This window comes from Arthrobacter sp. ZBG10 (assembly GCF_001238605.1).
GTDB lineage: Bacteria > Actinomycetota > Actinomycetes > Actinomycetales > Micrococcaceae > Arthrobacter.
In genome coordinates, this window is sequence record NZ_LFQH01000023.1 from 1 (window position 1) to 26,530 (window position 26,530).

General features: G+C 65.6%; 26 protein-coding genes and 1 tRNA gene. 13 read left to right on the forward strand and 14 right to left on the reverse strand.

Annotated elements, in window-relative coordinates; genetic code table 11:
* The first annotated feature begins 106 nt into the window (after positions 1–106).
* Positions 107–775, forward strand: a complete 669-nt coding sequence (locus ACU18_RS05730; protein WP_050684573.1) for a TetR/AcrR family transcriptional regulator — start codon at positions 107–109, stop codon at positions 773–775.
* Positions 772–2,469 carry an MDR family MFS transporter gene (locus ACU18_RS05735; RefSeq protein WP_050684574.1) on the forward strand — a complete coding sequence of 566 codons (1,698 nt, stop codon included), beginning with the start codon at positions 772–774 and terminating at the stop codon, positions 2,467–2,469. The genes ACU18_RS05730 and ACU18_RS05735 overlap by 4 nt, the downstream gene beginning before the upstream one ends.
* A gap of 94 nt (positions 2,470–2,563) precedes the next feature.
* Here ACU18_RS05735 and ACU18_RS05740 read toward each other — a convergent pair whose 3' ends face one another.
* Positions 2,564–3,034 carry an NUDIX hydrolase gene (locus tag ACU18_RS05740; RefSeq protein WP_050684575.1) on the reverse strand — a complete coding sequence of 157 codons (471 nt, stop codon included), beginning with the start codon at positions 3,032–3,034 and terminating at the stop codon, positions 2,564–2,566.
* 31 nt (positions 3,035–3,065) lie between these two features.
* On the reverse strand, positions 3,066–3,605 hold the full coding sequence (locus ACU18_RS05745) for a prepilin peptidase (protein WP_050684576.1): 540 nt from the start codon (positions 3,603–3,605) through the stop codon (positions 3,066–3,068).
* Positions 3,606–3,664: 59 nt separating this feature from the next.
* Between ACU18_RS05745 and ACU18_RS05750 the strand changes: the two genes are divergently transcribed.
* Positions 3,665–4,477 carry a hypothetical protein gene (locus tag ACU18_RS05750; protein ID WP_197273525.1) on the forward strand — a complete coding sequence of 271 codons (813 nt, stop codon included), beginning with the start codon at positions 3,665–3,667 and terminating at the stop codon, positions 4,475–4,477.
* A gap of 24 nt (positions 4,478–4,501) precedes the next feature.
* Positions 4,502–5,149: a GNAT family N-acetyltransferase gene (locus ACU18_RS05755; RefSeq protein ID WP_050684577.1), complete on the forward strand. Its 648-nt coding sequence runs from the start codon at positions 4,502–4,504 to the stop codon at positions 5,147–5,149.
* A gap of 100 nt (positions 5,150–5,249) precedes the next feature.
* Here the strand turns inward: ACU18_RS05755 and ACU18_RS05760 are convergent, their stop codons facing one another.
* Both ACU18_RS05760 and ACU18_RS05765 read right to left on the reverse strand, forming a co-directional pair.
* On the reverse strand, positions 5,250–6,668 hold the full coding sequence (locus ACU18_RS05760; protein WP_050684578.1) for a PhoH family protein: 1,419 nt from the start codon (positions 6,666–6,668) through the stop codon (positions 5,250–5,252).
* A 236-nt stretch (positions 6,669–6,904) separates the two neighbouring features.
* The gene (locus ACU18_RS05765; RefSeq protein WP_050684579.1) at positions 6,905–7,666 is read right to left on the reverse strand and encodes an isoprenyl transferase; all 762 of its coding nucleotides are present in this window, start codon (positions 7,664–7,666) and stop codon (positions 6,905–6,907) included.
* Between the two features lie 255 nt (positions 7,667–7,921).
* Here ACU18_RS05765 and trhA point away from each other — a divergent pair, with 255 nt between their 5' ends.
* Positions 7,922–8,563 (forward strand): PAQR family membrane homeostasis protein TrhA, encoded by a 642-nt coding sequence (gene trhA / locus ACU18_RS05770; RefSeq protein WP_050684597.1) that lies wholly within the window; start codon positions 7,922–7,924, stop codon positions 8,561–8,563.
* A 40-nt stretch (positions 8,564–8,603) separates the two neighbouring features.
* Here the strand turns inward: trhA and ACU18_RS05775 are convergent, their stop codons facing one another.
* Both ACU18_RS05775 and mca read right to left on the reverse strand, forming a co-directional pair.
* Entirely contained in the window at positions 8,604–8,936 is a 333-nt protein-coding gene (locus ACU18_RS05775; protein WP_050684580.1) for a hypothetical protein, read from the reverse strand.
* Between the two features lie 89 nt (positions 8,937–9,025).
* A complete protein-coding gene (mca, locus tag ACU18_RS05780; protein ID WP_050684581.1) occupies positions 9,026–9,931 on the reverse strand; it encodes a mycothiol conjugate amidase Mca in 906 nt (301 codons plus the stop codon).
* A 111-nt stretch (positions 9,932–10,042) separates the two neighbouring features.
* On the opposite strand from mca, the gene ACU18_RS05785 reads away from it, so the two are divergent.
* Both ACU18_RS05785 and greA read left to right on the forward strand, forming a co-directional pair.
* Positions 10,043–10,495: a DUF4307 domain-containing protein gene (locus tag ACU18_RS05785; RefSeq protein ID WP_050684582.1), complete on the forward strand. Its 453-nt coding sequence runs from the start codon at positions 10,043–10,045 to the stop codon at positions 10,493–10,495.
* 158 nt (positions 10,496–10,653) lie between these two features.
* Entirely contained in the window at positions 10,654–11,148 is a 495-nt protein-coding gene (gene greA, locus ACU18_RS05790; RefSeq protein WP_050684583.1) for a transcription elongation factor GreA, read from the forward strand.
* An 83-nt stretch (positions 11,149–11,231) separates the two neighbouring features.
* Here the strand turns inward: greA and ACU18_RS05795 are convergent, their stop codons facing one another.
* From ACU18_RS05795 to ACU18_RS05810, 4 genes are read right to left on the reverse strand one after another with little or no spacing between them, the layout of a single operon-like run.
* Positions 11,232–11,870 (reverse strand): rhomboid family intramembrane serine protease, encoded by a 639-nt coding sequence (locus tag ACU18_RS05795; RefSeq protein ID WP_050684584.1) that lies wholly within the window; start codon positions 11,868–11,870, stop codon positions 11,232–11,234.
* Between the two features lie 9 nt (positions 11,871–11,879).
* Positions 11,880–13,118, reverse strand: a complete 1,239-nt coding sequence (ilvA, locus tag ACU18_RS05800; protein WP_050684585.1) for a threonine ammonia-lyase — start codon at positions 13,116–13,118, stop codon at positions 11,880–11,882.
* Positions 13,119–13,130: 12 nt separating this feature from the next.
* Complete coding sequence (locus tag ACU18_RS05805) at positions 13,131–14,447, reverse strand: AI-2E family transporter (protein ID WP_082178202.1); 1,317 nt, start codon at positions 14,445–14,447, stop codon at positions 13,131–13,133.
* A gap of 56 nt (positions 14,448–14,503) precedes the next feature.
* Positions 14,504–15,448, reverse strand: coding sequence for an aldose 1-epimerase family protein (locus ACU18_RS05810; RefSeq protein ID WP_050684587.1), 945 nt, complete (start codon positions 15,446–15,448; stop codon positions 14,504–14,506).
* Between the two features lie 98 nt (positions 15,449–15,546).
* Between ACU18_RS05810 and galT the strand changes: the two genes are divergently transcribed.
* On the forward strand, positions 15,547–16,698 hold the full coding sequence (galT, locus tag ACU18_RS05815) for a galactose-1-phosphate uridylyltransferase (RefSeq protein WP_050684588.1): 1,152 nt from the start codon (positions 15,547–15,549) through the stop codon (positions 16,696–16,698).
* The gene (galK, locus tag ACU18_RS05820; protein WP_050684589.1) at positions 16,695–17,882 is read left to right on the forward strand and encodes a galactokinase; all 1,188 of its coding nucleotides are present in this window, start codon (positions 16,695–16,697) and stop codon (positions 17,880–17,882) included. The genes galT and galK overlap by 4 nt, the downstream gene beginning before the upstream one ends.
* A 99-nt stretch (positions 17,883–17,981) precedes the next feature.
* On the opposite strand, the gene ACU18_RS05825 is transcribed toward galK, so the two are convergent.
* Positions 17,982–18,845, reverse strand: coding sequence for a Bax inhibitor-1/YccA family protein (locus tag ACU18_RS05825; RefSeq protein WP_050684590.1), 864 nt, complete (start codon positions 18,843–18,845; stop codon positions 17,982–17,984).
* Between the two features lie 505 nt (positions 18,846–19,350).
* Between ACU18_RS05825 and ACU18_RS05830 the strand changes: the two genes are divergently transcribed.
* The 4 genes from ACU18_RS05830 to ACU18_RS05845 are packed head-to-tail and all read left to right on the forward strand — an operon-like array spanning position 19,351 to position 23,422.
* Positions 19,351–20,604: a branched-chain amino acid ABC transporter permease gene (locus ACU18_RS05830; RefSeq protein WP_235504683.1), complete on the forward strand. Its 1,254-nt coding sequence runs from the start codon at positions 19,351–19,353 to the stop codon at positions 20,602–20,604.
* A 12-nt stretch (positions 20,605–20,616) separates the two neighbouring features.
* A complete protein-coding gene (locus ACU18_RS05835) occupies positions 20,617–21,585 on the forward strand; it encodes a branched-chain amino acid ABC transporter permease (protein WP_050684591.1) in 969 nt (322 codons plus the stop codon).
* Entirely contained in the window at positions 21,582–22,652 is a 1,071-nt protein-coding gene (locus ACU18_RS05840; protein WP_050684592.1) for an ABC transporter ATP-binding protein, read from the forward strand. Before ACU18_RS05835 ends, ACU18_RS05840 begins: the two co-directional genes overlap by 4 nt.
* A complete protein-coding gene (locus ACU18_RS05845; RefSeq protein WP_050684593.1) occupies positions 22,649–23,422 on the forward strand; it encodes an ABC transporter ATP-binding protein in 774 nt (257 codons plus the stop codon). Before ACU18_RS05840 ends, ACU18_RS05845 begins: the two co-directional genes overlap by 4 nt.
* A 355-nt stretch (positions 23,423–23,777) precedes the next feature.
* Here ACU18_RS05845 and ACU18_RS05850 read toward each other — a convergent pair whose 3' ends face one another.
* The 3 genes from ACU18_RS05850 to ACU18_RS05860 form a co-directional block, all read right to left on the reverse strand.
* Positions 23,778–25,127, reverse strand: coding sequence for an ABC transporter substrate-binding protein (locus ACU18_RS05850; protein WP_050684594.1), 1,350 nt, complete (start codon positions 25,125–25,127; stop codon positions 23,778–23,780).
* Positions 25,128–25,370: 243 nt separating this feature from the next.
* Positions 25,371–25,444 (reverse strand) — tRNA-Leu (locus ACU18_RS05855).
* Between the two features lie 20 nt (positions 25,445–25,464).
* Entirely contained in the window at positions 25,465–26,409 is a 945-nt protein-coding gene (locus tag ACU18_RS05860; RefSeq protein ID WP_050684595.1) for an N-acetyltransferase, read from the reverse strand.
* Between the last annotated feature and the right edge of the window lie 121 nt (positions 26,410–26,530).

The following is a 26,530-nucleotide window of genomic DNA, read 5'->3' on the forward strand; positions in this document are numbered from 1 at the left end:
AACGACCGCTAGAACTCAAGCCTTCCCAGCGAAGGCGGCGGCCGCCGTCGTACGCATTTCCCAGATTAAGTTGCACTAATTCCGACTTAGTGCAAAACTTTACTCTGTGACTCAGAGTGCAACTTTAGAAAATGGCCTCCGTGAGCGGAAACGGGCCGCAACGCGGCAGGCCATCACCAACGCCGCCCGGACCCTGACGGCCGAACGCGGGCTGAACGGCTACACCGTGGAAGAGGTCTGCGAAGCCGCCGGAATCTCGCGCCGCACCTTCTTCAACTACTTCCCGGCCAAGGAAGACGCCATCATCGGCCACGTGGACGACGACGTCCCCGAGGACATCCTTGCCGAGTTCATTGCGGGCGGCGCAGCCTCCCCTGCCGGCGAAATTTCCCCCACCCTTTTACAGGACCTCATCCGGTTCTCCCTCCGGCTTTCCGAAAAGATGACCGCCTCCGAGGAGGAAACCCGGCAGCTGATCGCCGTGGTCCATAAGGAACCGCAGCTGATCCTGCGCATCATCGGGGTCACTGACCGGCGCGAGAAGCAGTTCGCCAGGGACCTGGCCCGCCGCGAAGGCGTGGGCGAGGACCATCCCGTGGTGCAGATGGCCGTGGTCCTGTTGGGCACCATCGCCCGCAAAAGCAGCATGGCCTACTTCTCGGACGGCAACACCCGCCCCTACCGCGAGCTGCTGATGGAAAACATCAGCGCCGCCAGCAGCCTTTTCTCCCAGCCTTTCGACCCCACCACCGCAGCAGCAGAAGGACACTCATGAGCACCACCACCAAGCCACCGGCAGGGCCCCTGCTGTTGACGCAAAAACGCATCTGGATCATCTTCTCGGCGCTCATCGCCGGCATGCTGCTCTCCAGCCTGGACCAGACAATCGTCTCCACGGCCATGCCCACCATCGTGGGCAAGCTCGGCGGCGTCGAACACCAGGCCTGGATCACCACCGCCTACCTGCTGGCCACCACCATCGTGATGCCCATCTACGGCAAGTTCGGTGACATCCTGGGCCGGCGGAACCTGTTCCTCGTGGCCATCGCGCTGTTCACGCTCGCCTCGGTCGGCTGCGCCCTTGCGACCGATTTCTGGGGCTTTGTCATCTTCCGTGCCATCCAGGGCCTGGGCGGCGGCGGCCTGATGATCCTGTCCCAAGCCATCATCGCCGACATCGTCCCCGCCAAGGACCGCGGCAAGTACATGGGCCCGCTGGGCGCCATCTTCGGACTCTCCGCCGTGGCCGGCCCCCTCCTGGGCGGGTTCTTCGTGGACCACCTCACCTGGGAATGGGCCTTCTACATCAACATTCCCATCGGCATCGCCGCCTTCGCCATCGCCTGGTTCACCCTGACGCTGCCGAACAAAAAGGCAGAAAAGCGCATTGACATCCTCGGGGTCCTCCTCCTCTCCACCGCCACCACCTGCCTGATCTTCTTCACGGACTTCGGCGGCAAAAAGGACGAAGGCTGGGATTCTCCGCTGACCTGGGCCTTCGGTGCCGGCCTTGTCCTGTCGGCCGCAGCCTTTGTTATGGTGGAGCGCCGCGCCGAGGACCCCATCATTCCGCTGAGCCTGTTCCGCAACCGGATCTTCGTCAACGCCACGGCCATCGGCTTCACGCTGGGCCTGGGCATGTTCTCCGCCATCGCCTTTGTGCCCACTTTCCTGCAGATGTCCTCCGGCACGTCCGCCGCCGAATCCGGCCTGCTGATGCTGCCCATGATGGTGGGCCTGATGGGCACCTCCATCTACTCCGGCATCCGGATCTCCAAAACCGGCAAGTACAAGATGTTCCCCATCCTGGGCGCTGCTTTCACCATGGCTGCCATGCTGTGGATGACCACCCTGGCCGCCACAACACCCATCTGGGTTATCTGCGTGCAGCTGTTTGTGTTCGGTGCAGGCCTGGGCCTGATCATGCAGGTGGTGGTCCTGGTGGTCCAGAACTCCGTGCCGGCAGAGCAGATCGGCACCGCCACCAGCACCAACAACTACTTCCGCGAAGTGGGTGCCGCCATGGGCGTCGCAGTGTTTGGTGCCATCTTCACCAACCGGCTCTCCGAATCGCTGACCACCGCCTTCACGGGGGCCGGCGCATCGGCTGACCAGGCCGCGCAGTCTACCAGCACCCTGGACCCGGCAGCGCTCAGCCAGCTCCCGGAGCAGCTGCGGGACGCCATCGTGAACGCTTACGCCGACTCGCTGGCGCCGGTGTTCTGGTACCTGCTGCCCTTCATTGCCGTGGCCCTGCTCCTGGCCATCACGCTCAAGCAGATCCCGTTGTCGGATACGGCCGGCATGGTGGCCCGCGGCGAGGCAGTGGGCGGCGAGGAAGCCACCCGGCTCGAGGCCGAGCAGCGGGCAGCAGCCGCCGGCGAAGCGCCCGCCAGGCAGGACGACCCTGCGAACAACGGCCGGGATGCCGCGGACGACGACGGCGGGCTGGTTTCCCAGCGACGCTGACGCGGGCTGCCACCACGGTCCGTCGGATCACGACAAGCAGGGACGCCGCAATCTTGGGGTTTGCGGCGTCCCTGCCTGGTTTTAAGCCGTCGGCTCAGGCCTCGAAATGCGCTGTCCCCGCCGGCGCGAGGGCACGACGGATGCTGGTGAGGTGGCCGGCCATCAATTCCGGCAGGTCCGTCGGGGCGAACCAGCCCACGGCAAGGGATTCGTCGTCGTTGATCCGGGCGGTCCCGGACACGTACCGGCACTTAAAAACAATGTCCAGGAATTCACAAACATCGCCGTTCGGGTAGGTGAACGGACCCACGGCGCCAACAGAGACCACGTGCTCCACCTCTGCCACCACGGCTGTTTCCTCAACAATCTCCCGCACCAGGCCGCGGGCGGGCTGCTCCCCCGGCTCCAGGATGCCGCTGACCAGGGCCCACTGCCCGTTATCGGCCCGCCGGGCCAACAGGATCCGGCCTTCCCCGTCCACCACCACACCCCGGACGCCGGGAAGCCACAGCAGGTCGTTGCCGACCTTCTTACGCAGGTTCAGGATGAAGTCAGGTGCAGGCATAAGCCAAGCCTATGCCTCCGGCGCACCGCCCTCAGGCCGGCAGGAGCAGGGCCAGGAAAGCACCGGCCAGCATAAACGGGCCGAACGGAATAGCTGTCTTCAACGTGCCGCGGCGTGCCACCAACAGGATTACGGACCAGGATCCGCCCAGCAGGAACGCCAGGAACGTGCCCGCGAACAGGTGGCCCCAGCCCAGGAAGCCCAGGTACAGGCCCAACACTCCCGCCAGCTTCACATCGCCGAATCCCATGCCCGGCGGGTACAAGCGCCGCAGCACGTAGTAGAACAGCCACAGCAGCCCCGCTCCCGCCAGCACCCGGAAAGTCTCCGTGGCGGCAAGCCCGCCGTCGTGGAGGGTACCGGAGCCGGCATCACCCAGCGCCGCGGCAGCCACCAGAAGCAGGCCGACAATGGCGTAGGAAGGGAAAATGATCCGGTTGGGCAGCAGGTGATGCCGGACATCGATGACTGTGAGGCGCACGGCCATGACCACAAAATAGGCGCACGCGGCCAGCACCAGCCAGAAGGCCACAGGGTTGCCGGCCCAAAGGCCGCCGAGTCGTCCCATCACCCCTCGGATGCTACTGGAATCGGGCCGGGCCCAGAACCGCGCCCGCGTAATATGTGGATATGGCCACATGGGACGCCCGGCACCGCCCGGATCCGGAGCACGGCGCCGGCCCGGCGGACACGGCAGCAATGTTCCGGAACCTCTGCCGGTCCTCGCCGTGGAAATGGCAGGCCCTGCAGTTCGAGTACTGGGATGAGCCCTTCACCGATGCCCCTGCCCCGGCGGCGCCGCTGGTGCGGGCGTCGCTGCGCCGGCCCGGCGCGCTCCGGTTGGAAAGCCCCGACGGACTGGTCCTCCACAGCACACCCGGAATCAACGACTCCCGCGACGGGTTTTACGTCACCTCGTCACGGAAGTCCTGGCTGCTGCCGCCGCACCTTGTTACCCCGGTCTATGACGGCTCCGGCCTGGTCCGCCGCAGGCCCGAGGCCGCGTACGGGGATCCCGGGTTCGGCAACGGCCGTCTTTCGGCGGCCCTGGACCCGGTGGAACTGGCGGGCAATGCCCCGGTGCCCCTGGAATTCCCTGGCAGCAATGCAGTGCTGGTCCACGGCGTCCGGCGGCTGGACCACGAGGGCCGGCCCGCGCTCGAGGCCGAGGTGTCGCCTACGGCGGCGTACCACGCCGGCGATCCCGCAGCCCCGCTGTGCCTGCCTGGCAGGTCATTGGTCCGGGTGGACCTGCGGACCGGTGTCTGTGTGGCCAGCCGCTCCCTGGAACCGGAGAAGGACCAGTACGGCCACTGGCTGCGGATCCTCGCGGTGGACGGATACATGCCTGATGATCTGTTCCTGGCCAGCCCTGCAGCTCCGGCGGATGTCCGCCGATACATCAGCTGGAACCTCCCGGCCCAGGTGTGGCCCGAACCCTAGGTGCCGCTGGGCTAGGCTGGCCCGATGACTGCGATAACCCACCTGTGGCCCCTCGACGGCCTGGTCCTGAAGACACCGCGCCTGGAACTGCGGACCGTGACGGACCAGGACCTGCCGGCGCTGGTCGATGCTGCGGCGGGCGGCATCCACGAACCCGGCAGGAACCCGTTCAGCACGGCCTGGGCCGAGGCGCCCCGCGCCGAGCTCGGACCCCGGATGGCGCAGTGGCACTGGCGGAACCGGGCGGAGTGCGGACCGGAGTCCTGGACCATCCTGCTGGGCATCTGGCACGAGGGGGCGCTCGTTGGCTGCCAGGACGTTGGCGCCAAGAAATTCGCGGCCCTCAAGACCGTCAGCACCGGCTCCTGGCTGCAGCGCTCCGCGCACGGCATCGGCCTGGGCAAGGAGATGCGGGCCGCCGTTGTGCTGTGGGCGTTTGACTGGTTGGGTGCCGAAGTCGCCGAGTCCGAGGCCGCCGCGTGGAACGAATCCTCGCTGGGCGTCTCCCGTTCCCTGGGCTACGAACCCAACGGGGTGCACAGGACCCAGTGGGGCACCGAGGTGGAAACGGTCCAACAAGTCCGGCTCACCCCCGAATCGTTCAAACGCCCCGACTGGGAGTTGCAGGTGGCAGGCCACAACGCCGCGGCTGAGTTCCTGGCGATCTCCTGAGCCAAGGAGGATTTGGTGTCCGGGCGCGCCTTCCGGCAGCGTGCGTCAAAGGCGAGGAACGAGCCAGCACGCAGAGGAAGGGGCACCCGGGCACCTCCGCTTACCCTTCGAGCAACTCCGTCACCAGTGCTGCGATGGGTGAGCGTTCGCTGCGGGTGAGCGTGATGTGGCCGAAAAGCGGGTGTCCTTTCAGGGTTTCGACGACCGCGGCGATGCCGTCGTGCCGGCCGACGCGGAGGTTGTCGCGCTGGGCGACGTCGTGGGTGAGCACAATCTTGGAGTTCTGGCCCATGCGGCTCATGACCGTCAGCAGGACGTTTTTCTCCAGGGACTGCGCTTCGTCCACAATCACGAAGGCATCGTGCAGGGACCGGCCACGGATGTGGGTCAGGGGCATCACCTCAAGCATGCCCCGGTCCATGACTTCCTCCACCACTTCCTGGCTGACCAGCGCGCCCAGGGTATCGAAGACTGCCTGGGCCCACGGGTTCATTTTTTCGGACTCGGAGCCCGGCAGGTACCCCAACTCCTGGCCGCCCACGGCGTACAGCGGGCGGAATACGATGACCTTGCGGTGTTCGCGGCGTTCCAGGACCGCTTCCAGGCCGGCACAGAGCGCCAGTGCGGACTTGCCAGTGCCGGCGCGGCCGCCGATCGAGACGATTCCCACGGCGGGATCCATCAGCATGTCGATGGCCAGCCGCTGCTCAGCGGACCTGCCATGCAGGCCGAAGACATCGCGGTCGCCCTTGACCAGGCGGACCTGTTTGTCGGCGCCCACCCGGCCCAGCGCGGAGCCCCTGTTGGACAGCAGCACCAGGCCGGTGTTGACCGGCAGTTCCGCGGCAGCCGGGATAAAAACGGGTTCGTGGCCGTACAGGGTGGAGATTTCCTGTTCGTTGGCCTCCACCTCGGCCACGCCTGTCCAGCCGGAGTCCTTGACCAGTTCGTTCCGGTACTCGTCGGCAGTGAGGCCCATGGCCGAGGCCTTGACGCGCATGGGCAGGTCCTTGGACACCACCGTGACGTTTTTGCCTTCGTTGGCCAGGTTTTTGGCGACGGCGAGGATGCGGCTGTCGTTGTCGCCGCTCCGGAACCCCAACGGGAGCACCTCCGTGGAAATATGGTTGAGCTCCACAGTCAGGGTGCCGCCGTCGTCTCCGATGGGGATGGGCCGGTTCAGGCCGCCGTGCTGGACCCTGAGGTCGTCCATCAGCCGGAGTGCCTTCCGGGCGAAGTAGCCCAGTTCCGGGTCGTGGCGTTTGGCCTCAAGCTCGGTGATGACCACCACCGGGATCACCACCTCGTGTTCGGCGAAGCGCAGCAGTGCCAATGGGTCCGAGAGCAGGACCGAGGTGTCGATCACAAAGGTGTTGATGGCTGGTTCCCTTCCGGAGACGGCAAAACCGGTGTCAGCATCTGGTGCTGCACCGGTTTGTGTGGTGGCTCGCGTGGCGCGAGAGGTAGCTTTCACTTCCTGGTCGGAAACGACCTCGGGCAGTGTTTCAGAAGTAGCCACATCGACTCCAGCCCCGGGCGCCAGCCCGGATTTCTTAATGGTGAGGCGGTTCGGCCACGAGGCCGGATCCGGCCTCCCATACATCCGGTGCGATGTTCCGCTCCATGTACTGGCCTCCCCGATCAGCCGGCGGTTTGCCTGCTGATGGATATAACGTAATTCCGCCGCGGGTAATTTCCGCAACCATTACGCGGCGATTCCTGTTGCCGCTGCGTGAACTTGGAGTTAACGGACCCTCAGGAACCGAAGCGGCGCTGCCTGCCGGCGTAGTCGCGCAGGGCGCGCAGGAAGTCCACCTTGCGGAACGCCGGCCAGAGGGCCTCGCAGAAGTAGAACTCGCTGTAGGCGCTTTGCCACATCAGGAAGCCGGAGAGCCGCTGTTCGCCCGAGGTGCGGATCACCAGGTCCGGGTCGGGCTGGCCCCTGGTGTAGAGGAACCGGGAGATGTCATCCACGCTCAGCGCGTCGGCGAGCCTGCCGATGTCCTCGCCCTTGGCCACGGCGTCGTGCAGGAGTTCCCTGACGGCGTCCACGATTTCCCGCCGGCCGCCGTACCCCACGGCCACGTTGACGTGGATCTTCTCGCGCAGTGTGGTCCGGGCGGTCAGGTTGTTGAGCCGCTCGGCCAGGTAGTCCGGCAGGAGTTCCGGGGCTCCCATGGCGTGCACGGAGATGTTGGCATCCTCATCCAGGCGGTCAAGGGTATTGGCGATGATGCCCATCAGCAGGTCAAGCTCCTCGCTGGACCGGTTCATGTTGTCCGTGGACAGCATGTACAGGGTGACCACCTTGACGCCGAGTTCCTGGCACCAGCCCAGGAACTCGTGGATCTTGTCCGCGCCGGCCTGGTGGCCCTGGCTGGTGGGGGCGTTGAACTGCTTGGCCCAGCGCCGGTTGCCGTCCACCATCACGCCGATGTGCCGGGGAATGCGGTCCCGTGCGAGGCCACGCAGGAGCCTGCGCTCATAGAAGCCGTAGAGGAACCCGGGCAACTCCACGCCTCCACTCACCTGACTTCCTTGCTGGACGTTCCTTGCACATCCTAGGCTACCGTCCGGCTTTGCTTCCGCCGTCCCACGCCGCTCCGCCGTGCCGCCGCCAGGTCCTACTCATGGGTAACTTACCGGATCGTAAGTTATTCTGGGACCATGAACAGCGAGATGCCGGAGGCACCCCGGACCCCGCAACCGGAGGACGGATCCACCACGGCAGGCGCCCCCAAGGGCACCGCCCTGGATGACGCGGCGGTGCGGCTGGCGGAGCTGCTGATGATCAAACCGAAGTGGCGGGGCTGGATCCACACCGTGGCGGCGCCGATGGCCCTGGCCGCCGGCATAGTGCTGGTGGTCCTCGCCCCGACGCCTGACCGGAAAATCACCTCGGCCATCTACGCTTTCACCGGCGTGCTGCTGTTCGGGATCAGCGCCGTCTACCACCGCGGCAACTGGTCGCCGGGGGCAAAACGGGTGTTGAAGCGGCTGGACCACACCAACATCATGCTGGTCATCGCCGGCAGCTATACCCCGCTGGCCTGGAGCCTGCTGGAACGGCCGCAGGCGGTCCTGCTGCTGTGGGTGATCTGGTCCGGCGCCATCCTGGGCGTGCTTTTCCGGCTGTTATGGACGGACGCGCCGCGCTGGCTCTACGTCCCCATCTACATTGCGCTGGGCTGCGGGGCGCTGTTTTACCTGCCGCAGTTCTTCCAGGCCAACATCGCCTCGGCGGTCCTGATTTGCGTGGGCGGCGCGCTGTACATCACCGGCGCCGTGTTTTACGCCCTGAAGAAGCCCAACTTCAGCTACCACCATTTCGGGTTCCACGAACTTTTCCATGCCCTGACGGTCTTTGCCTTTGCGGCGCACTTCATCGCAATCGCCATGGCAGTGCTGGGCTGAGCAGGTACACGCGGGCCTGGGCCGGCCCCCTGGGCGGGGCTCAGTCGCGGGGCCGGTGGTCCAAGGCGTTGGATCCGGTACCTTCGGGGCCAACGGGGCCGGGAGCTGCCAGGCCGTCGTGCTCGTCTGCGGCGTCAACGTCCGCCGCGGCGGCCGCAGCAAGCCGGTCCTCCTCCACCTGTGCCCGGTAGCGGACCCTGCGGATACGCCGCACCATGTCGATAATCAGCAGCGTGGTGGCCACCACAAAAAATGCCGTCATGATGAATCCCCACAGGCCAGGGGTCACCTGGTCCTCGGAGAGCCCGTCCCGGAGCCCCGGCGTGGGCATCGGCGACGGGGTGGTGGCCAGGCTAAGGAGCAGATGATGCACTGTTAAAACCTTCTGTGGAACGGCGGCAGCAGGCGCCGGCCGGCCTCCCGGCCGGTTCTTCTACGCGGCATAGAAATTACCTGCTGGTTCTATCTTAGCCCGGCGAAGAGATCCTTTTCGGGGAGCTCGGAGGGAACCCGGGACTTGATCAGGCAGTAGTCCTCCCACGGCCATGCTTTTCGCTGCATCTCCGTGGAGACGGCGAAGAAGAAACCCAGCGGGTCGATCTGGGTCCGGTGGGCGCGCAACGCGTCATCCCGGGCTTCGAAGAAATCGCCGCAGTCCACCTGGGTGGTGGTGGCGTGCACCGTGACCGGCGGGGTGTGGCCCTCGGCGTCGGTTTCCAGCCAGGCTGCAAGCCGCTCGGCATACGGGGACTGCAGGCCTGCCTCCTCCAGGGCGAAGTGCAGGGCCCGGAACCGGTCGGGGCTGAACGCTCGGTCGTAGTACAGCTTGCTGGGCTCCCAAGCCGGTCCGGCCTCCGGGTAGCGGTTGGGGTCCCCGGCAGCCTCGAAGGCTTCAACGGCCACCTTGTGGGCCATGATGTGGTCCGGGTGGGGGTAGCCGCCGTTTTCGTCGTAACTGAGGATGACGTGCGGTTTGAAGGAACGCACCAGTCGGACCAGGGGGGCGGCGGCATGGTGCAGCGGCAGCGTGGCGAAGGATCCGGCAGGAAGCGGTGGCAGCGGGTCCCCTTCCGGCAGCCCGGAGTCCACGAAGCCAAGCCATTGCTGGCGGATGCCCAGGACTGCTGCGGCGTTCGCCATCTCAAGGCGGCGCGCGCCGGCCATGTCGCGCTTGGGGTGCGGTGCGTCGGCCATGGCGGGGTTCTGGATGTCGCCGCGGGAGCCGTCCGTGCAGGTGGCCACCATAACGTCCACGCCGGATGCTGCGTACATGGCCATCGTGGCAGCACCCTTGCTGGATTCGTCGTCCGGGTGGGCGTGGACTGCGAGCAGCCGCAGCGGTGCCGGGGAGTTGCTGGGCGCTGTCATTGAAGGACCGCTCCTCTTTCTTCTGTACTTAGGCTGGATGGAACAAAGCGGGCTGCAGTGGTGCGCTGCCGGCCGGAAAAGCCACCGGCGGAAAGGCACTAAACTGGTCAGGTGACTTCCCCGGACCAGCCGGCCCCCTCCGCGCCCGCAGACACCAGCCTAGCCAATCGCTATGGTGCAAAAAAACAAGGGCTTACCCCTCGCGCCAAACGCATCATTGCCGGTGCCGCGCTGGCTGTGGGCATTGGCTTTATGGCCTGGGTTTCCACGTCCAACGCCCTGGGTGGGGTGACGTTCAAGGACATCGGCTACAGCACTCCCGACGGCACGCTCGCAGAAGTTGATTTCCAGGTCACCCGCGAGCCCGGCACCGAGGTCAAATGCGCCGTCAAGGCGCTGGACTCGAAGTACGCGGTGGTGGGCTGGAAGGTTGTGGATATTCCCGCGGAGGCCACGGAGGACTCGTCCGACGGCGGCAGGACACTCGCGCAGCGGGTCTCCGTCCGGACCGAATCATTGTCAGTCTCCGGTGTGGTGGACAGTTGCTGGGTGCCCAAGGCGTAGCTTCCGTTGCTGTGACCTGCATCGCTCCGGCTTTGGGATAAACCTGCCGGACTGACTACACTGGTCCAATACCTTTACCCCGCTGAGCTGGTTGCCGCTCCACAAGTGGCCACCATGGCGGGGTCTTTTGCATGTAGGACCATATAGAGGAGAAGTCCGTGTCTACCACCAACAGCGCAGCTGCAGCCTGGCTTACCCAGGAAGCTTTTGACCGCCTGAAGGCAGAGCTGGACCACCTTTCCGGCCCCGGCCGGGCGGATATCGTCCAGAAGATCGAGGCCGCCCGGCAGGAAGGTGACCTCAAGGAGAACGGCGGGTACCACGCCGCCAAAGAGGAACAGGGAAAGATCGAGGCGCGTATCCGCCAGTTGACCGCCCTGCTCCGGGACGCCCACGTGGGCGAGGCACCCGCTGATGACGGCATCGTGGAGCCCGGCATGCTGGTGGTGGCCCGGATTGCCGGCGACGAGGAGACGTTCCTGCTCGGTTCCCGCGAAATTGCCGGCGACTCCGACCTGGACGTCTTCAGCGAGAAGTCCCCGCTGGGTGCCGCCATCCTGGGCCACAAGGAAGGCGACTCACTGAGCTACGTGGCGCCCAACGGCAAGGACATCACGGTGGAGATCCTTTCCGCCAAGCCGTACTCCGCCTGACCCTCAGCACAGCAAAGCGCCGCCGGGCCCCGAAGGGACCGGCGGCGCTTTGGTTTTAAGCCCGGTAACCGGGGTTGAACATGTCAGATGCCGGACCGGTTCCCGGGCGCCAGGGTTGCCGTCCGGTTCCGTGGCCGCAGCAGCAGGGCTGCGGCCACACTGCCCGCGGCACCGCCCAGGTGCGCCTGCCAGGAGACGAACCCGGCAACGGTGGGCAGGAGCCCGAAGAGGATGCTGCCGTACAGCATAAAAAGAACCACTGCCAGCAGGATCTGCTTCCAGCTGGAATTGAAGAACCCCCGCACCAGGAGGAACGCGAACAAACCAAAAACCAGCCCGGAGGCACCTACGGTGACCCCGGGGTCACCGATCAGCCAGACCGTCAGCCCCGATCCCAGCCAGCTGAAGCCAAGGGCGGTGAGGAACACCCGGATCCCGGACAGGAACACCAGGAAGCCGAAAATGATCAGCGGCAGGGCGTTGGAGAGCAGGTGGTTGAGGTTTGCGTGCAGCAGCGGGAAGGTCAGGATGTCCAGCAGGCCATCAGCGCTCCGCGGCCGCAGTCCGAAAGTCCTGTTCAGCGAGCGCGTCAGCAGGAAGTTGATCACCTCGATGACAAACAAAACCGCCACAAAGCCACCCAGGACCAGCAGCCCGCCTTTGGCACGTGCGGCGATGCCCTGCCGCTCCCCCGCGGACCTGTCCCCCAACATTTTGGCCATGGTGTGCTCCTAGTGCACCACGATGGGCTGGAAACCCTCGGCGCGCAGTGCGCTGAGGACCTGTTCGCCATGTTCGTGGCCCTTGGTTTCCAGGTTGACCGTGATGGACACGTCCCCCATGCTGATCGCGCCGCCCACCCTGGTGTGGTCCAGGCCGGTGACGTTGGCGTCGTTCTCGGCGATGATCCTGGCGATGGTGGCCAGCGAGCCGGGCCGGTCATCCAGCATCATCCGCACGGTCATGTAGCGTCCCGCAGCCGACAGGCCGCGCTGGATGACCTTGAGCATCAGCATGGGGTCGATGTTGCCACCGGACAAAACCACCGCCGTGGTGCCCGGGTTTTCGATCTTGCCATCCATCAGGGCGGCGACGCCCACGGCACCGGCGGGTTCCACCACCATCTTGGCCCGTTCCAGCAGGAAGATCAGGGCCCGCGCCAGGGAGTCCTCACTGACGGTGACCACATCATCCACCAGTTCCCGGATGATGCTGAACGGCAGCTGGCCCGGGCGGCCCACTGCGATGCCGTCAGCCATGGTGGAAACCTTGGTCAGCGGCACCAGGGCGTCGGCTGCCAGCGACGGCGGGTACGCGGCAGCGTTTTCCGCCTGCACGCCGATGATCCTGATTTCGCGGCCCAGTTCCCGGGCGCGGGCCTTGATGGCCACTGCCACTCCGGCCAGGAGCCCGCCGCCACCAACACCCATCAGGATGGTGTCCACGTGGGGGATCTGTTCCAGGATCTCAAGGCCCAGCGTGCCTTGGCCGGCCACAACGTCCACGTTGTCGAAGGGGTGGACAAATACGGTGCCGGTCTCGTCACTGTAGCGCTGCGCTTCCGCGAGCGCCTCGTCCACGTTGTGCCCGTGCAGGATGACCTCGGCGCCATGGCTGCGCGTGGCGGCAAGCTTGGGCAGGGCCACTCCCAGCGGCATGTAGATGCGGGCCTTGATGCCCAGGCTCTTGGCGGCGACCGCCACGCCCTGGGCGTGGTTGCCGGCGGATGCCGCGACGACACCGCGCTTCTTCTCCTCCGGGGAGAGCCGGGCCATCCGGACATAGGCGCCGCGGACCTTGAAGGACCCAGCCCGCTGGAGGTTTTCGCATTTGAAGTAGACCTCGCCGCCTACCAGCGCACCGAGCGCGCGCGACGATTCCACCGGTGTGCGCGCAATAATCCCGTCCAGGAGCTTCTGCGCCTCAAGGACATCGTCCAGGGTGACGGGAAGGGTTTCCAGGATATTCACGTACTGCTCTCCTTAGGATTCGTCCCCTGAGCCGTGCTCCGTGGCGGTGCGGGCATCAGGATCTGCTGCTGTGGTGCCGGGGGCGGCCTTCCTGCCGCGGCGAAGCGCAGCCGGACGTTCAACGTCCTTGAACGTGGTGTCCGCTCCGGCGCCTGCCATCAGGAGCGTCGCCGGCACGTCTTCATGTTCCCACGTTCTGGCGGCGATGTAGCGAATGGACGAGTTTGCGACGGCGAGGATGGGCACCGAGAACAGGGCGCCGGGGATCCCGGCCAGGTAGGAGCCCGCGGCGACGGCAAGGATGACGGCCACAGGGTGCAGTGACACGGCTTTGCCCATGACCAAAGGCTGGAGGATGTGGCTTTCGAGCTGCTGGACCGCCAGCACGATGGCCAGCATGATCAGGGCGTTGATGGGGCCGTTGGCCACCAGGGCCAGGAGCACGGCGATGGCGCCGGTCACCAGGGCACCCACCACGGGGATAAAGGAGCCGATGAAGACCAGGACGCTGAGCGGCAGGGCCAGGGGAACGCCGATGATTGCGGCTCCCACGCCGATGCCCACGGCATCCACAAACGCCACAAACAGCTGGATACGTGCGTAGCTGACCATCGATGTCCAGCCCTTGCGGCCGGCGCCGAACGTGGCCGCGCGCGCTTTCCTGGGCAGGAGGCGGACCATAAAGGCCCAGATCCGGCCGCCTTCAAGGAGGAAGAAGATCAGGATGAACAGGGCCAGCACCAGGCCCGCGGCGAAATGCCCCGCCGTGCTGCCGAAGGACAACGCACCACTGACGATGCTGCTGCTGTTGTCCTGAAGCGCGGTGGTTGCTTCCTTGAGGTACTGGTCAATCTGGTCCGCTGTCAGGTGCAGGGGCCCATCGGCCAGCCAGTCCTGGACCTGTTTCACCCCGGTCAGCGCCTCGGACCAAAGTTCGCCGAAGCCGGAGAACAGTTGCCGGCCCACCAGCGCCAAGGCCCCGGCAATAAGCCCGATGAAGCCCAGCACGGTGACGGCCACAGCCAGCCCGCCGGGGGTTCCGTGCCGTTTCAGCCAGGCCACGATTGGGCTCAGCAGCCCGGCCAGCAGTGCCGCCACCATAACGGGGATCAGCAGGAAACTGATGCGGGCCAGCAGCCAGATCAGGGTGCCGCCCACCAGCAGGATGAGCCCCAGCCGCCACGCCCACGACGCAGCGATCCGGATGCCGTAGGGAATGTCCTGGTCCAGCTCCCGGTCCGTGCGGACCCTTAGCGGCGGCACGGCGGCGGATCCGGGCTGCCCGGGGGATGGACTGCTGGAGTTTACGGCGTCCTCGGTTGGCGTCATAGCCTAATAATTCACCAGCCACGGCCGTATGGGAAACTGCGGGCCGGGCCCGGCTGCTAGGCGCCGGCGCTGTAGTCGATGCCCCACTCGATGGTGAAGGACTCCCCCGGCCGGAGCCAGCGGAGGCCCTCACCTGAGTTGAAGGCATTGGCGGGCCCGGTCATGGGTTCCACGGCCACGGCCCGGCTGCGGCCGGGGTACTCGGTGCTGACGAACACGTGCACGTACGCGCAGGACTCGTCCTGCCAAAGGCTCACGTGCCGGCCGTCCGGAGCGGAGAGGGTGTGCCGGGCTTTGCCGGCGGTGTACTTCAGGTCAGTCAGGGCAACATCGACGCTGAGCGCTGCCACCTTCCGGCCGGACCGGAAATCGGTGTCTCCCGCCACGGGCGCCGCGCTGCGGGGTATCAGGCGTTCATCGGCCACAAGCTGGGTCTCTGCGTCGACGGTCAGGACCAGGCCGTCGATGGGCGCATCACCCAGCCGCAGGTACGGGTGGGCCCCCAGGACAAACGGCGCCGGCGAGTCCGACAGGTTGGTGAGCGTCTGGCGGACCACCAGCCCCAGGTTCTCCGCCACTTCGTACTGGACCCGGTGGCGGACCAGGAACGGATACCCATGCTGCGGAAAGATCGTGGCTTCCAGTGATACGGAATGTTCGGTTTCGTCCACGAGGGCGTACGAGGCGTTGCGCAGCAGTCCGTGGCTGGCGTTGTTCCGCGAAACTTCCGTGATGTCCAGCTGCTGTTTTTTGCCGTCCAGGAACCAGACCCCGTCCTCGACGCGGTTGGCCCAGGGGGCCAGCGTAATGCCGGTGGCCCCGGGCGGAATCCGGTCGTCCGCGTACGTTTCGGTCAGCAGCACGCCATCGCGGCTGTAGGAGCGCAGTCCTGCGGCGAGTTCGGTAACCACTGCCATGGCGTCACCCCGGCGGAGTTCGTATTGCCGGCCGGTGGCGTACGCGCGGGCCCCGCCATGGGTGGCCTCCAAAGGAAAAGTCATAGGACATACGGTACCCCGCCTGCCGCCGTCGGACGCCCCTGTTTGTTCTGTTTTGTTGTTAACTATTCTTTTTTGATCGAATATGCAAAAATTTGAAGATGACAGCCATCACCAGCACCACCCTCTCCGACGGCCGGGAACTGATCTATTTTGACGACGCCGGCACCACCACGTCCCGCGAAGCGAGCCTGACCACTGACCACCGTGGCCTCCCGCCGCGGGGCGAGCCGGGCGAGGTCCGCTACGACGCGCTGACGGATGAATGGGTGGCTGTGGCGGCACACCGGCAGGCCCGCACCCACCTTCCACCGGCGGACCAGTGCCCCATCTGCCCCACCACCGCCGCCAACCCCTCCGAAATTCCGGCAGCGGACTACGACGTTGTGGTGTTTGAGAACCGTTTCCCCTCCCTGGGCCCTGCGGTGGGCTCCATTCCGGCGCAGCCGGCCTGGGGTACCACCGGCCCTGCCTACGGCCGCTGCGAAGTGGTGTCCTTCACACCCGACCACACCGGGTCCTTCAGCGGACTGGGCAGCACCAGGGCCCGGACCGTCATCGAAGCGTGGGCCCACCGCACCGAAGCCCTGAGCGCACTGCCGGGCATCAAGCAGGTTTTTCCCTTCGAAAACCGGGGAGCGGACATCGGCGTCACGCTGCACCACCCACACGGCCAGATCTACGCCTACCCGTACGTCACACCCCGCGCCGGCACCATTGGCACGGCGGCGCGGAAGCACTTCGACGCGCACGACGGCCGCAGCACCCTGACCGGGTCACTGCTGCGTTCCGAACGGGAGGACGGCAGCCGCATGGTCCTCGAAGGAACCAACTTCAGCGCCTACGTTCCGTTTGCCGCCCGCTGGCCCCTGGAAATCCACCTGGTGCCGCACCGGCAGGTGCCGGACCTGGCCGCGCTCAGCGGTGAGGAGAAGGACGAACTGGCAGTGGTCTACCTTGACCTGCTGCAGCGCCTCGACGCTCTGTACCCCACGCCCACCCCGTACATCGCCGCCTGGCACCAGGCGCCGCTGGACGCCCTTCTCCGGCCTGCAGGGTACCTGCACCTTCAGCTCACCTCGCCCCGCCGGGCCGCGGATAAGCTGAAGTACCTGGCCGGGTCGGAAGCTGCAATGGGCGCATTCATCAACGACACCACGCCGGAGAGTGTGGCCGAACGCCTCCGCGCGGTTGCCGTCCCGCCCGCCACCACCCCCGCCCTGGAACCGACGCCCGAAGGAGCCTCCGCTTGAACGCCGCCCCCGCCCCCAAAACTTCCCCCGGCCCTGCCGGGTCCGCTGACCTGGCCGCCCGCTTCACCCAGGCCTTCGGTGCCGTTCCGGATGGAACCTGGCAGGCGCCGGGCCGGGTCAACCTGATCGGCGAACATACCGACTACAACGAAGGTTTTGTCCTCCCGTTTGCGATCGACCGAACAGCCCGGGTTGCCATCGGCGTCCGCCCGGACACCACCGTCCGCCTGCTGTCCACCTATGGTGACCAGGGTGTGGTCACCACCACGCTGGATGCGCTCGAACCTGGATCGGCCAAGGGCTGGACCAAGTACCCGCTGGGTGTCATGTGGGCGCTGCGCCAGCGCGGAATCGATGTTCCCGGCCTCGACCTGCTGCTGGACTCGGACGTCCCGCTGGGCGCCGGACTGTCCTCCTCGCACGCCATCGAGTGCGCCGTTGTGTCGGCGCTGAATGAACTAACGGGCGCCGGGCTGACCGCCCAGGACATGGTGCTGGCAACCCAGCAGGCCGAAAACGACTTCGTTGGTGCGCCTACGGGCATCATGGACCAGTCCGCGTCACTGCGCGGCTCCAAGGGCCACGCGGTGTTCCTTGATTGCCGGGACCAGAATGCCAGCCTCGTCCCGTTTGAAACCGGGCCTGCGGGCCTGATCATGCTGGTGATCGACACCAAGGTGTCGCACTCGCATGCGGACGGCGGCTACGCCTCACGCCGCGCCTCCTGCGAGCTGGGGGCGGAGGTCCTTGGGGTCAGGGCCCTGCGCGATGTCCAGGTGGCGGACCTGGAGGAGGCCAGCGGCCTGCTGGACGAACTGACGTTCCGCCGGGTGCGGCACGTGGTCACCGAGAACGACAGGGTCCTGCAGACGGTGGAGCTGCTGGCGGCCCAGGGCCCGGCCGCCATCGGCGCACTGCTGGACGCCAGCCACGTTTCCATGCGTGATGATTTCGAAATCTCCTGCCCCGAACTGGACGTCGCGGTGGACACCGCGCGCGCCAACGGCGCCATTGGGGCCCGGATGACCGGCGGCGGCTTCGGCGGCGCGGCGATCGCCCTCACCCCGGTGGGCGACGAACAAAAGGTGCGGGACGCCGTCGTCAAGGCTTTTGCGGACGCCGGGTTTACTGCCCCGGACATCTTCACGGTGTCCCCCGCCGCGGGCGCCATGCGCATCTCATAAGGCGCCACGGGCAACCAGGCTGTAACAACAAAGCAGGCCCCACCATTTGGTGGGGCCTGCTTTGTGCTTGCGTACGACGGCGGTGTGCCGGCTGGGGCGTCAGTCGTCCCCGCGCAGGATGGCCAGAAGGCGGATGATCTCCACGTAGAGCCACACCAGGGTGACGGTCAGGCCGAAGGCAGCCGTCCAGGAGAAGCGCTGCGGGGCGCCGCTGCGGACGCCGGCTTCAATGCTGGTGAAGTCCATGATCAGCGAGAAGGCAGCGAGGCCGATGGCCAGGATGCCGATCACCACACCCATAACGCCGCTGCGCATGCCGAACGGCTCCTGCGTAACGCCGGTCAGCATCATTACCAGGTTCACGATGGAAAACAGTGCGTACCCGGCCATGGCGATCATAAAGAAGCGCATGGCCTTGGGGGTGGCGCGGACCTTGCCGCTCTTGAAGAGCAGCAGTGTGACGGCGAAGACGGACAGCGTGCCCACCACTGCCTGCAGGCCAACGCCCGGGAACTGGGCATCCAGGATCCGGGTCAGGCCGCCGAGGAAGAGGCCTTCCAGGCCGGCGTACGCCAGGATCAGCGCCGGTGAGGGCTGCTTTTTGAAGGTGTTGACCAGCGCCAGGACAAATCCGCCCAGGGCGCCGACGATCATCAGCAGCGAGGCCAGGCCCATGCCAACCGTCAGGGTAATGGCGGCGCCCACAATGACTGCGCCGAGGCAGGCTGCCGTCTTCATGATGACGTCGTCGAACGTCATCCGGCCGGTGTCGGCCGGGCCCGCGGCAGGCTGGTTGTACAGGTCCTGGAGCTGTTCGTTGGACATGCCCGGCTGCTGGGTTTGGGTGTTCCAGCCCTGCTGGCCGTAAGGGGCCTGTCCGTAGGCAGCCTGCGGAACAGGCGGTGCCTGGGTGGCTCCACGGAAGTTCTTTCCGTTGAAGATCGGGTTGCCGCCAAGTGCCATTGCGGTATTCCTCCATGTGCGTGGGTGACTGTGAACCTTAAAGTTCACGCTACCAATTCCCACGCGGCAGCGCGCGGGAAAGTTCCCCGTACCCTGCTGGTGCAACCCAACCGTGACCCTGTGACGGTTGGGCCCGGTGGACCCGGCCAAACCGATTGTTAAGAAATACCGGGACTCAACAAATGTTTCTTTAGCATTCCTACGGTGTTGAAACAATTTGGCTACACAGTTGTTATCCGATCGCGACCATGGCGGCCTGAGCAGCAGCAATATCGGCGCGGTTGGCGCTGTAGCATAAGCCAAGCAGGGTGACGGAACTCACACCCATGAAGGTGTCAGGCGAGTCTGCACCCCCAGCCCTGCGTCCGTTCGCAACGGTTGCAAAGGCGCAGCCTGGACCGACCCCAAGTGGAGGTTTTTCAATTTGAGAAGTTCAACCCAAGGCCTCCGGGCCGGAGGTCGCCACAGGTTGCTGAAACTGATCGGAGCCACCAGCGCTTCCATCATGGCGATCCTCCTCGTGGCAGCACCGGCATCCCTGGCTGCTTCCCCGTCACCGACACCATCCCCGTCGACCGCCTCCCCTTTCAGCATCAGCGGCTTCCTCCGTAACGCGGGCGCGCCACTTGCTGACGTCAAGATCAACGTGTCCGGTGGAGGTTTTGAAGGCTCCACCACGTCCGGACAAAACGGTTCCTGGGCTGTTGGTGTCCCCGAAAAGGGCACCTACAAGGTGGAATTGGACGAATCCACCCTTCCCGAAGGAATCAAGCTGGCGGATGGGCAGGAGAACCCCCGTGACGTTGTCTTCGGCGGAACCACCACCCAGGGCACCGTCTTCGCGTTCGGCGAGGGCATCGTGGTCCAGCAGGGCAACTTCGGCCAGGACCTGATCAACCGCCTGGTGGCGGGCCTGAGCTTCGGCCTCCTCCTGGCCCTGGCCTCCGTGGGCCTTTCCCTGATCTTCGGCACCACGGGCCTGACCAACTTCGCGCACGGCGAGATGGTCACGCTGGGCGCGGTCCTCGTCTTCGCCTTCAACGCCATCGGCCTGCCCTTCTGGCTGGCCATTGTCCTGGCACTGTTGGGCGGCGGACTGTCCGGCTACATCCAGGACGCCGGCCTGTGGCGTCCGCTGCGAAAACGCGGGACCGGCCTGGTCCCCATGATGATTGTCAGCATCGGCCTGGCACTGGCGGTCCGCTACATCATCCAGTTCTACTTCGGCGGCGCCACCCAGCAGCTGCCCTACGCACAAAGCGCCGAAATCCAGCTCGGGCCGATCTCCATCTCCCCGAACAACCTGGCATCCCTGGTCATCAGCGCCGTGGTCATTGTGATCGTAGGCCTGGTCCTGATGAAGTCGCGGCTCGGCAAGGCCACCAGGGCCGTGGCTGACAACCCCGCACTGGCAGCAGCGTCAGGAATCGACGTGGACCGGGTCATCCGGATTGTCTGGATCACCGGCGGCATGCTGGCCGCCCTGGGCGGAATCCTCTGGGCGTACTACCGTCCCGGCGTGACCTTCAACATGGGCTCGCAGATCCTGCTGCTCATCTTCGCCGGCGTGACCCTGGGCGGCCTGGGCACAGTGTTCGGCGCCCTGATCGGCTCCATCATCGTAGGCCTCTTCACCGAACTGACCACTGTGTTCGGTGCACCGGCAGACCTCAAATACGTCATTCCCCTCGGGATCATGATCATTGTGCTGCTTATCCGCCCTCAAGGCATCTTGGGCCGGCGCGAGCGAGTGGGATAGGAAAACAACACCATGGACTTTTCAAGCATCCTTTCCAACGCGATGGGCGAGATCATCAGCCCAACAACCGCCGCCTACGCCCTGGCGGCGCTGGGCCTGGCCGTGCACTTCGGCTACTCCGGCCTGCTGAACTTCGGGCAGGCAGGTTTTATGGCAGTGGGCGCCTACGGGTTTGCCATTTCCACGCTGACCTTCGGGGCGCCTTTCTTCGTGGCGATGCTGATCGCCGTGCTGTGCTCAGCTTTGTTCGCGCTGCTGCTGGGCATCCCCACGTTGCGGCTCCGGGCTGACTACCTGGCCATCGTCACCATTGCCTCCGCCGAAATCATCCGCTACCTGGTGACCACCAACGGCTGGACCGCCGTGACCGGCTCGGCCAACGGCCTCGCCGCCTTCGAAGGTGGCTTCTACGCCATGAACCCCTTCCCTGAAGGCTCCTACATGGGGATGAGCAGCAGGGACTTCTTTATCCGCCTGGTGGCCTGGATCCTGGTGGCCGCCTGCGCGGTCCTGGTGTTCCTGCTGATGCGCAGCCCTTGGGGCCGGGTGCTTAAGGGTATCCGCGAGGACGAAAACGCTGTCCGGTCCCTGGGCAAAAACGTTTACGCCTACAAAATGCAGGCCCTCATCATCGGTGGTGTCCTGGGCGGGCTTGCGGGGATGATCTTCACGCTCCCCCGGGGCGCCGTGCAGCCGACCAACTATGGAACGGAACTGACGTTCTTCCTCTGGACCTGCCTGCTGCTGGGCGGAATGGCCACCGTCCTGGGACCCGTGATTGGCGCCATGATGTTCTGGGTGGTGCTGTCCCTGACCCAGGGCATCCTGACAGGGCTCATCGATTCAGGCGTGGTCAGCTGGCTGACCACAACCCAGGCCGGTCAACTCCGGTACATCCTGGTGGGCGTCGCCCTGATGCTGCTGATGATATTCAGGCCCCAGGGCGTGTTTGGAAACAAGAAGGAGCTGGCGTTCGCATGAGCCTGCACAGCGAAGAACCCACAGCCGCCACCGGCGAGCCGGACTACATGACGGACACCCGGCCCATTGCGGCCGGCGAAACGGGGCCCGGCTGCAAAAAACGCGATCCCATCGTGGTGGCCGAGAACGTGACCCGGACCTTCGGCGGCATCAACGCCGTGGACGTCGACTACCTCGAGATCCCCCGCCACAAGATCACAGCGCTGATCGGACCGAACGGCGCCGGGAAAACCACACTGTTTAACCTGCTCACGGGATTTGATACGCCCAACAGCGGCAAATGGCAGTTCGAGGGACATAGCCTGGCCGGCGTTTCGCCCTACAAGGTGGCCAGGATGGGCATGGTGCGCACCTTCCAGCTCACCAAGGTCATGGGCAAGCTGACAGTGATGGAAAACATGCGCCTGGGAGCTGCTAACCAGCCCGGGGAACGGCTGTCAAAGGCCCTCTTCAAGGGCATGTGGGGTGGCCGGGAAAAGCAGATCACCGCCGAAGCGGACGTCCTGCTGGCCAAGTTCAAACTGGATGCCAAAAAGGACGATTACGCTGCGTCCCTGTCCGGTGGCCAGCGCAAGCTCCTGGAGATGGCCCGGTCCCTCATGGTGCGGCCCAAGCTGGTCATGCTGGATGAGCCCATGGCAGGTGTGAACCCGGCACTGACCCAGTCGCTGCTGGACCACATCAAAAACCTGAAGGCCGAAGGCATGACCGTTTTGTTCGTCGAGCATGACATGCACATGGTCCGGCACATCGCGGACTGGGTAGTGGTCATGGCCGAAGGAAAGGTGGTGGCCGAAGGCCCTCCGGGTGAAGTCATGAAGAACCCGGCGGTCATCGACGCCTACCTGGGCGCCCACCACGATGTTGACCTCGGTGATTCCGAGGGCATCAAGGAGCTTGCAGCGGAACTGGTGGCGGACGACGAATCAATCGTTGGCACCGAAAACGCAGGCATCATCTCCCTGGACGTGGTGGCGGCCGAAGACGGGCCCGTGGAACCGGGCAACAGGCGTCCCCGACCCCACGGCAGCAGTGACACCGACCGGACCGATAGGAACAGCCAATGAGCAGCACCAGCGCGGCACCCGCCGCCCAGCCCGTCAGCGACGGCGACCCGGTGGTCAAGGTCACCGACCTTGTGGCCGGCTACCTGCCGGGCGTGAACATCCTCAACGGCTGCAGCATCGAGGCCCGCAAAGGCGAACTCATCGGCATTATCGGGCCCAACGGTGCCGGGAAGTCGACGCTCCTGAAGGCCATGTTCGGGTTGGTGAAAGTACACTCCGGCACGGTGGTGGTACGCGGCGAGGACCTGACGGGACTCAAGGCCAACAAGCTGGTGACGCGGGGCGTGGGCTTTGTGCCGCAGACCAACAACGTCTTTGCTGCCCTGACCATCGAGGAAAACCTGCAGATGGGGATGTTCCAGCGGCCCAAGGACTTTGCCCAGCGGTTCGACTTTGTCACCGGCCTGTTTCCGGAGCTGGGCAAGCGCCGCGCCCAGCGCGCCGGTTCGCTCTCCGGCGGCGAGCGGCAGATGGTGGCGATGGGCCGCGCCCTGATGATGGACCCGGCAGTCCTGCTCCTGGACGAACCCTCGGCAGGCCTCTCCCCCGTCAAACAGGATGAGACCTTCCTCCGGGTCCACGAGATCAACAGGGCCGGGGTGTCCGTGATCATGGTGGAGCAGAACGCCCGCCGCTGCCTGCAGATCTGTGACCGCGGCTACGTTTTGGACCAGGGCCGGGACGCCTACACCGGTACCGGCAGGGAGCTGATGAAGGACCCGAAGGTCATCCAGCTGTACCTTGGCACTTTGGCGGACACTGTCGAATAGGCCTGCCTCTTTAGGAGCAACCACCAGGTGTGGGCTGTCTCCCGGAAAGTGGACCCGGATTCCGGGGTCACTTTCCGGGAGGCAGCCCACACCTGCTTTAACGTCGCTGGTCCACACTGCGGGAACGGTGCCGTAGCCCGGCGGCCGCATCCGGCACCCCGGGGAGGCTGAGGGCGGCGGCGCGTGCCGCCGTCGTCAGCTTCATCGGAGCCGGAAGGACCTCCATAACCCAGGTATGCCAGCACCTTACGACAATTCCCCGACCCGGTTCCGGGCACAAGAGAGGGCCTGAGCCCGGTGCTATACCGTTCTCAGGCCCTCCCGCTGCAGGCTCTTAGGGAGCCGGCGTTACTGCTTAGAGCTTGCCGAATTCTTCCTTGACGAGCTTGTACTTGTTGTCGGCGCTGTATTCGTAGACACCGATGGTTGCCTCGGAGGGGTCACCGCTGTCGGCGAAGGTCACCGGGCCGGACTGGCCGTCGTAGTCGATGTCCTTGCCTTCGCGGATCAGCGTGACGCACTGGCCGAAGCTGTAGCACTTCTCGCCGTCCTTGGACACGGCCTGCAGCTGGGCTGCAATGTCCACACCCTTGGTGCTCTTGGCAGCTTCCGCAGCCAGCGCCACCAGGTTGGTGGCGTCCCAGCTCTCGCCTGCGTAGGAGTAGTCCGTCAGCGCCGGATCGACCGCCAGCAGCTTCTTCTTGAAGTCATCGCCGGCACTGGTGCCCGGAAGGGTGCCGTGGGCGCCCGTCATGGTGCCTGCCGCGAAGTCCTTGCTGTAGTCCTTGAGGTTGCCATCAACCAGGAACAGCTGCTCCGGCTTGATGCCCTTGCCCAGGAGCAGCGGGATGATGCTCTTGCCTTCGTCGAAGGTGATCACGCCGATGGCGTCCGGCTTGGCCGCAACAATGGCATCCACCTGGGTGTTGAACTGGGTGTCGCCGGTATTGAAGAGCTGCTCGGCGACGATCTTGCCGCCTGCGCCCTCAAACGAGGACTTGACGGTCTTGGCCAGGCCGGTGCCGTAGGAGTCGTTGAGGACGATCATGCCCATGGTCTGGGCACCGCAGGAAACGGCGTAGTTGCCCAGCACGGAGCCCTGGAGCAGGTCGGACGGGGCGGTGCGCCAGTAGAGGCCCTTGTCATCCCAGGTGGTGAAGTCGAGGGACGTGTTGGCGGGCGAGAACTGGACCACGCCGGCACCGGTGATCTGGTTGATGACCGTCTTGGAAACGCCTGAGGATGCCGCACCGATGATGGCACTGACGCCCTGGCCCAGGAGGTTGGTGACGGACTGGGTGGCGACGTCGGTGGTGGTGTCACCGGAGTCGAGGTGTGAGACCTCCACAGGCTTGCCCAGGACGCCGCCGGCGTCGTTGATGTCCTTGATCGCCAGGTTGACGCCGGCGATTTCGGGCGGGCCCAGGAAGGCCAGCGAACCGGTGGACGGCAGCAGCGAACCGATCTTAAGCGGCGTCTCGGTAGTGGTGGTCGAGGCGGGCACTGTGCCGGCCGCAGGGATTTCAGGTGCAGGAGCGCCTGCTGCGGGAGCAGGACAGGCTATGGCGCCGGATGCGGCGGCCGTGGTGGTTTCCGTCGAGCTGGGGGTGGAGGTGCCACCGCAAGCCGTAGCCAGAAAGGCAACGCCGACGCCAAGCGCTGTGAGCTTGGCAATTCGGGGCGCCACCGGGGAACGTGGAATCATTGAGAATCTCCTGGATCGAAAGGTGCGAACGGCCTTTGATGCGCATGGTCAGGTGTTCCTGATTAGGCTTCAAGCTAATGCAAATACCGGCCGAAGATAAGTGACTGAGGTCACATCCTTATAACAGTCGTTGCCTATGCGGAATTAAGCGGACATCCGGCGCCCGCCGCGGGCTGTCCCGGGCACAGGAAAAGCCGCCCGCGTCGCGGACGGCTTCCCGATTTTCGGCTGATGCCGGGCCTGTACCCCAGGTGGGACTCGAACCCACAACACGCAGATTTTAAGTCTGCTGCCTCTGCCAATTGGGCTACTGGGGCAACTGAACAATGGTATCCCGTCAGGCGAGGCTGAATGGCTCCGCGTAGCGGAAGGTACCGTGCACTCCCCCGGGCCAGAGCGCCAGGGGCAGCAGCTGGAAATAGTCACCCCAGGCCTCGTCCGGAGCCAGGACCCCGAAGTTGGCCGCGGGCACAAAGCCGAACCGGGGGTAGTACTCGGGGCTACCCAGCAGCGCGATGCCTCGCTCCCCCGCAGCATTGGCCCTGGCGATGCTCTCCTGCACCAGCGCCGACCCCACACCGTGCCGCTGCAGCCGCGGCGTGACGGCCAGGGGGCCCAGGCCCAGGAGTTCGTGGTCCCCCACCCATCCGCGTGTGCTGATGACATGGCCCACCACTTCCCCGGCCAGGACGGCCACGACGCTGAGGTCCGGCAGGTACTCCTCCGCCTCGAACAGCCCCCGCAGCACGGCCACCTCCGCAGGTTCGCCCACCGCAGGAAGGCCAGTGGCCGGCGAGATGGCGAAGGCGTCGGCAACCAGGGCATAGATGGCGTCCCGGTCAGCCTCGGTTTCGCTCCGGAGCTCAAGGGTGGGACGCTCCTGCTGGCGGCTTTCCGCTGACAGTTCTGCCAGGACCTCCAGGGCCCGCGGCGCATCGGGCGCGGGGACCAGCAGGTGGTCGTGGTGCAGTCCCGCCAGGACGTTGCAGCTGATGTGCGCGTCCGCCAGCGCCTTACCGAAGGCCGCCGTGAGTCCCACCGCGTCCAGCGCCGAATGGACCTCCAGGGTGATCCAGGCGGCCACGAAGCTGTACGCCAGCCCCTCACTGTCCGCTGCTGCCCTGGGCAGCACCACCGTCAGGCCTTCGGCCTCCCGCACGGCCGCTTCGGCTCCGGCCGGCAACGGGCGGCCGTCCGGCCACTGCACAAAAACGTATTCACCCTCCCGGAGTGTGGGCGCCATAGTGGCCAACAGGGTCTGTAGATCTTTTTCGGCACTCATCCGGCCAGTCTAGGAGCCAGGCACCGCCGGTGCGGGAGGAACCGGCGGCGCGTCAGGCAGAGCCGTTAAACGAACGACGGCGGCCATCCCCGTGATGGGAAGGCGGTTTCTAGGGGTCGTT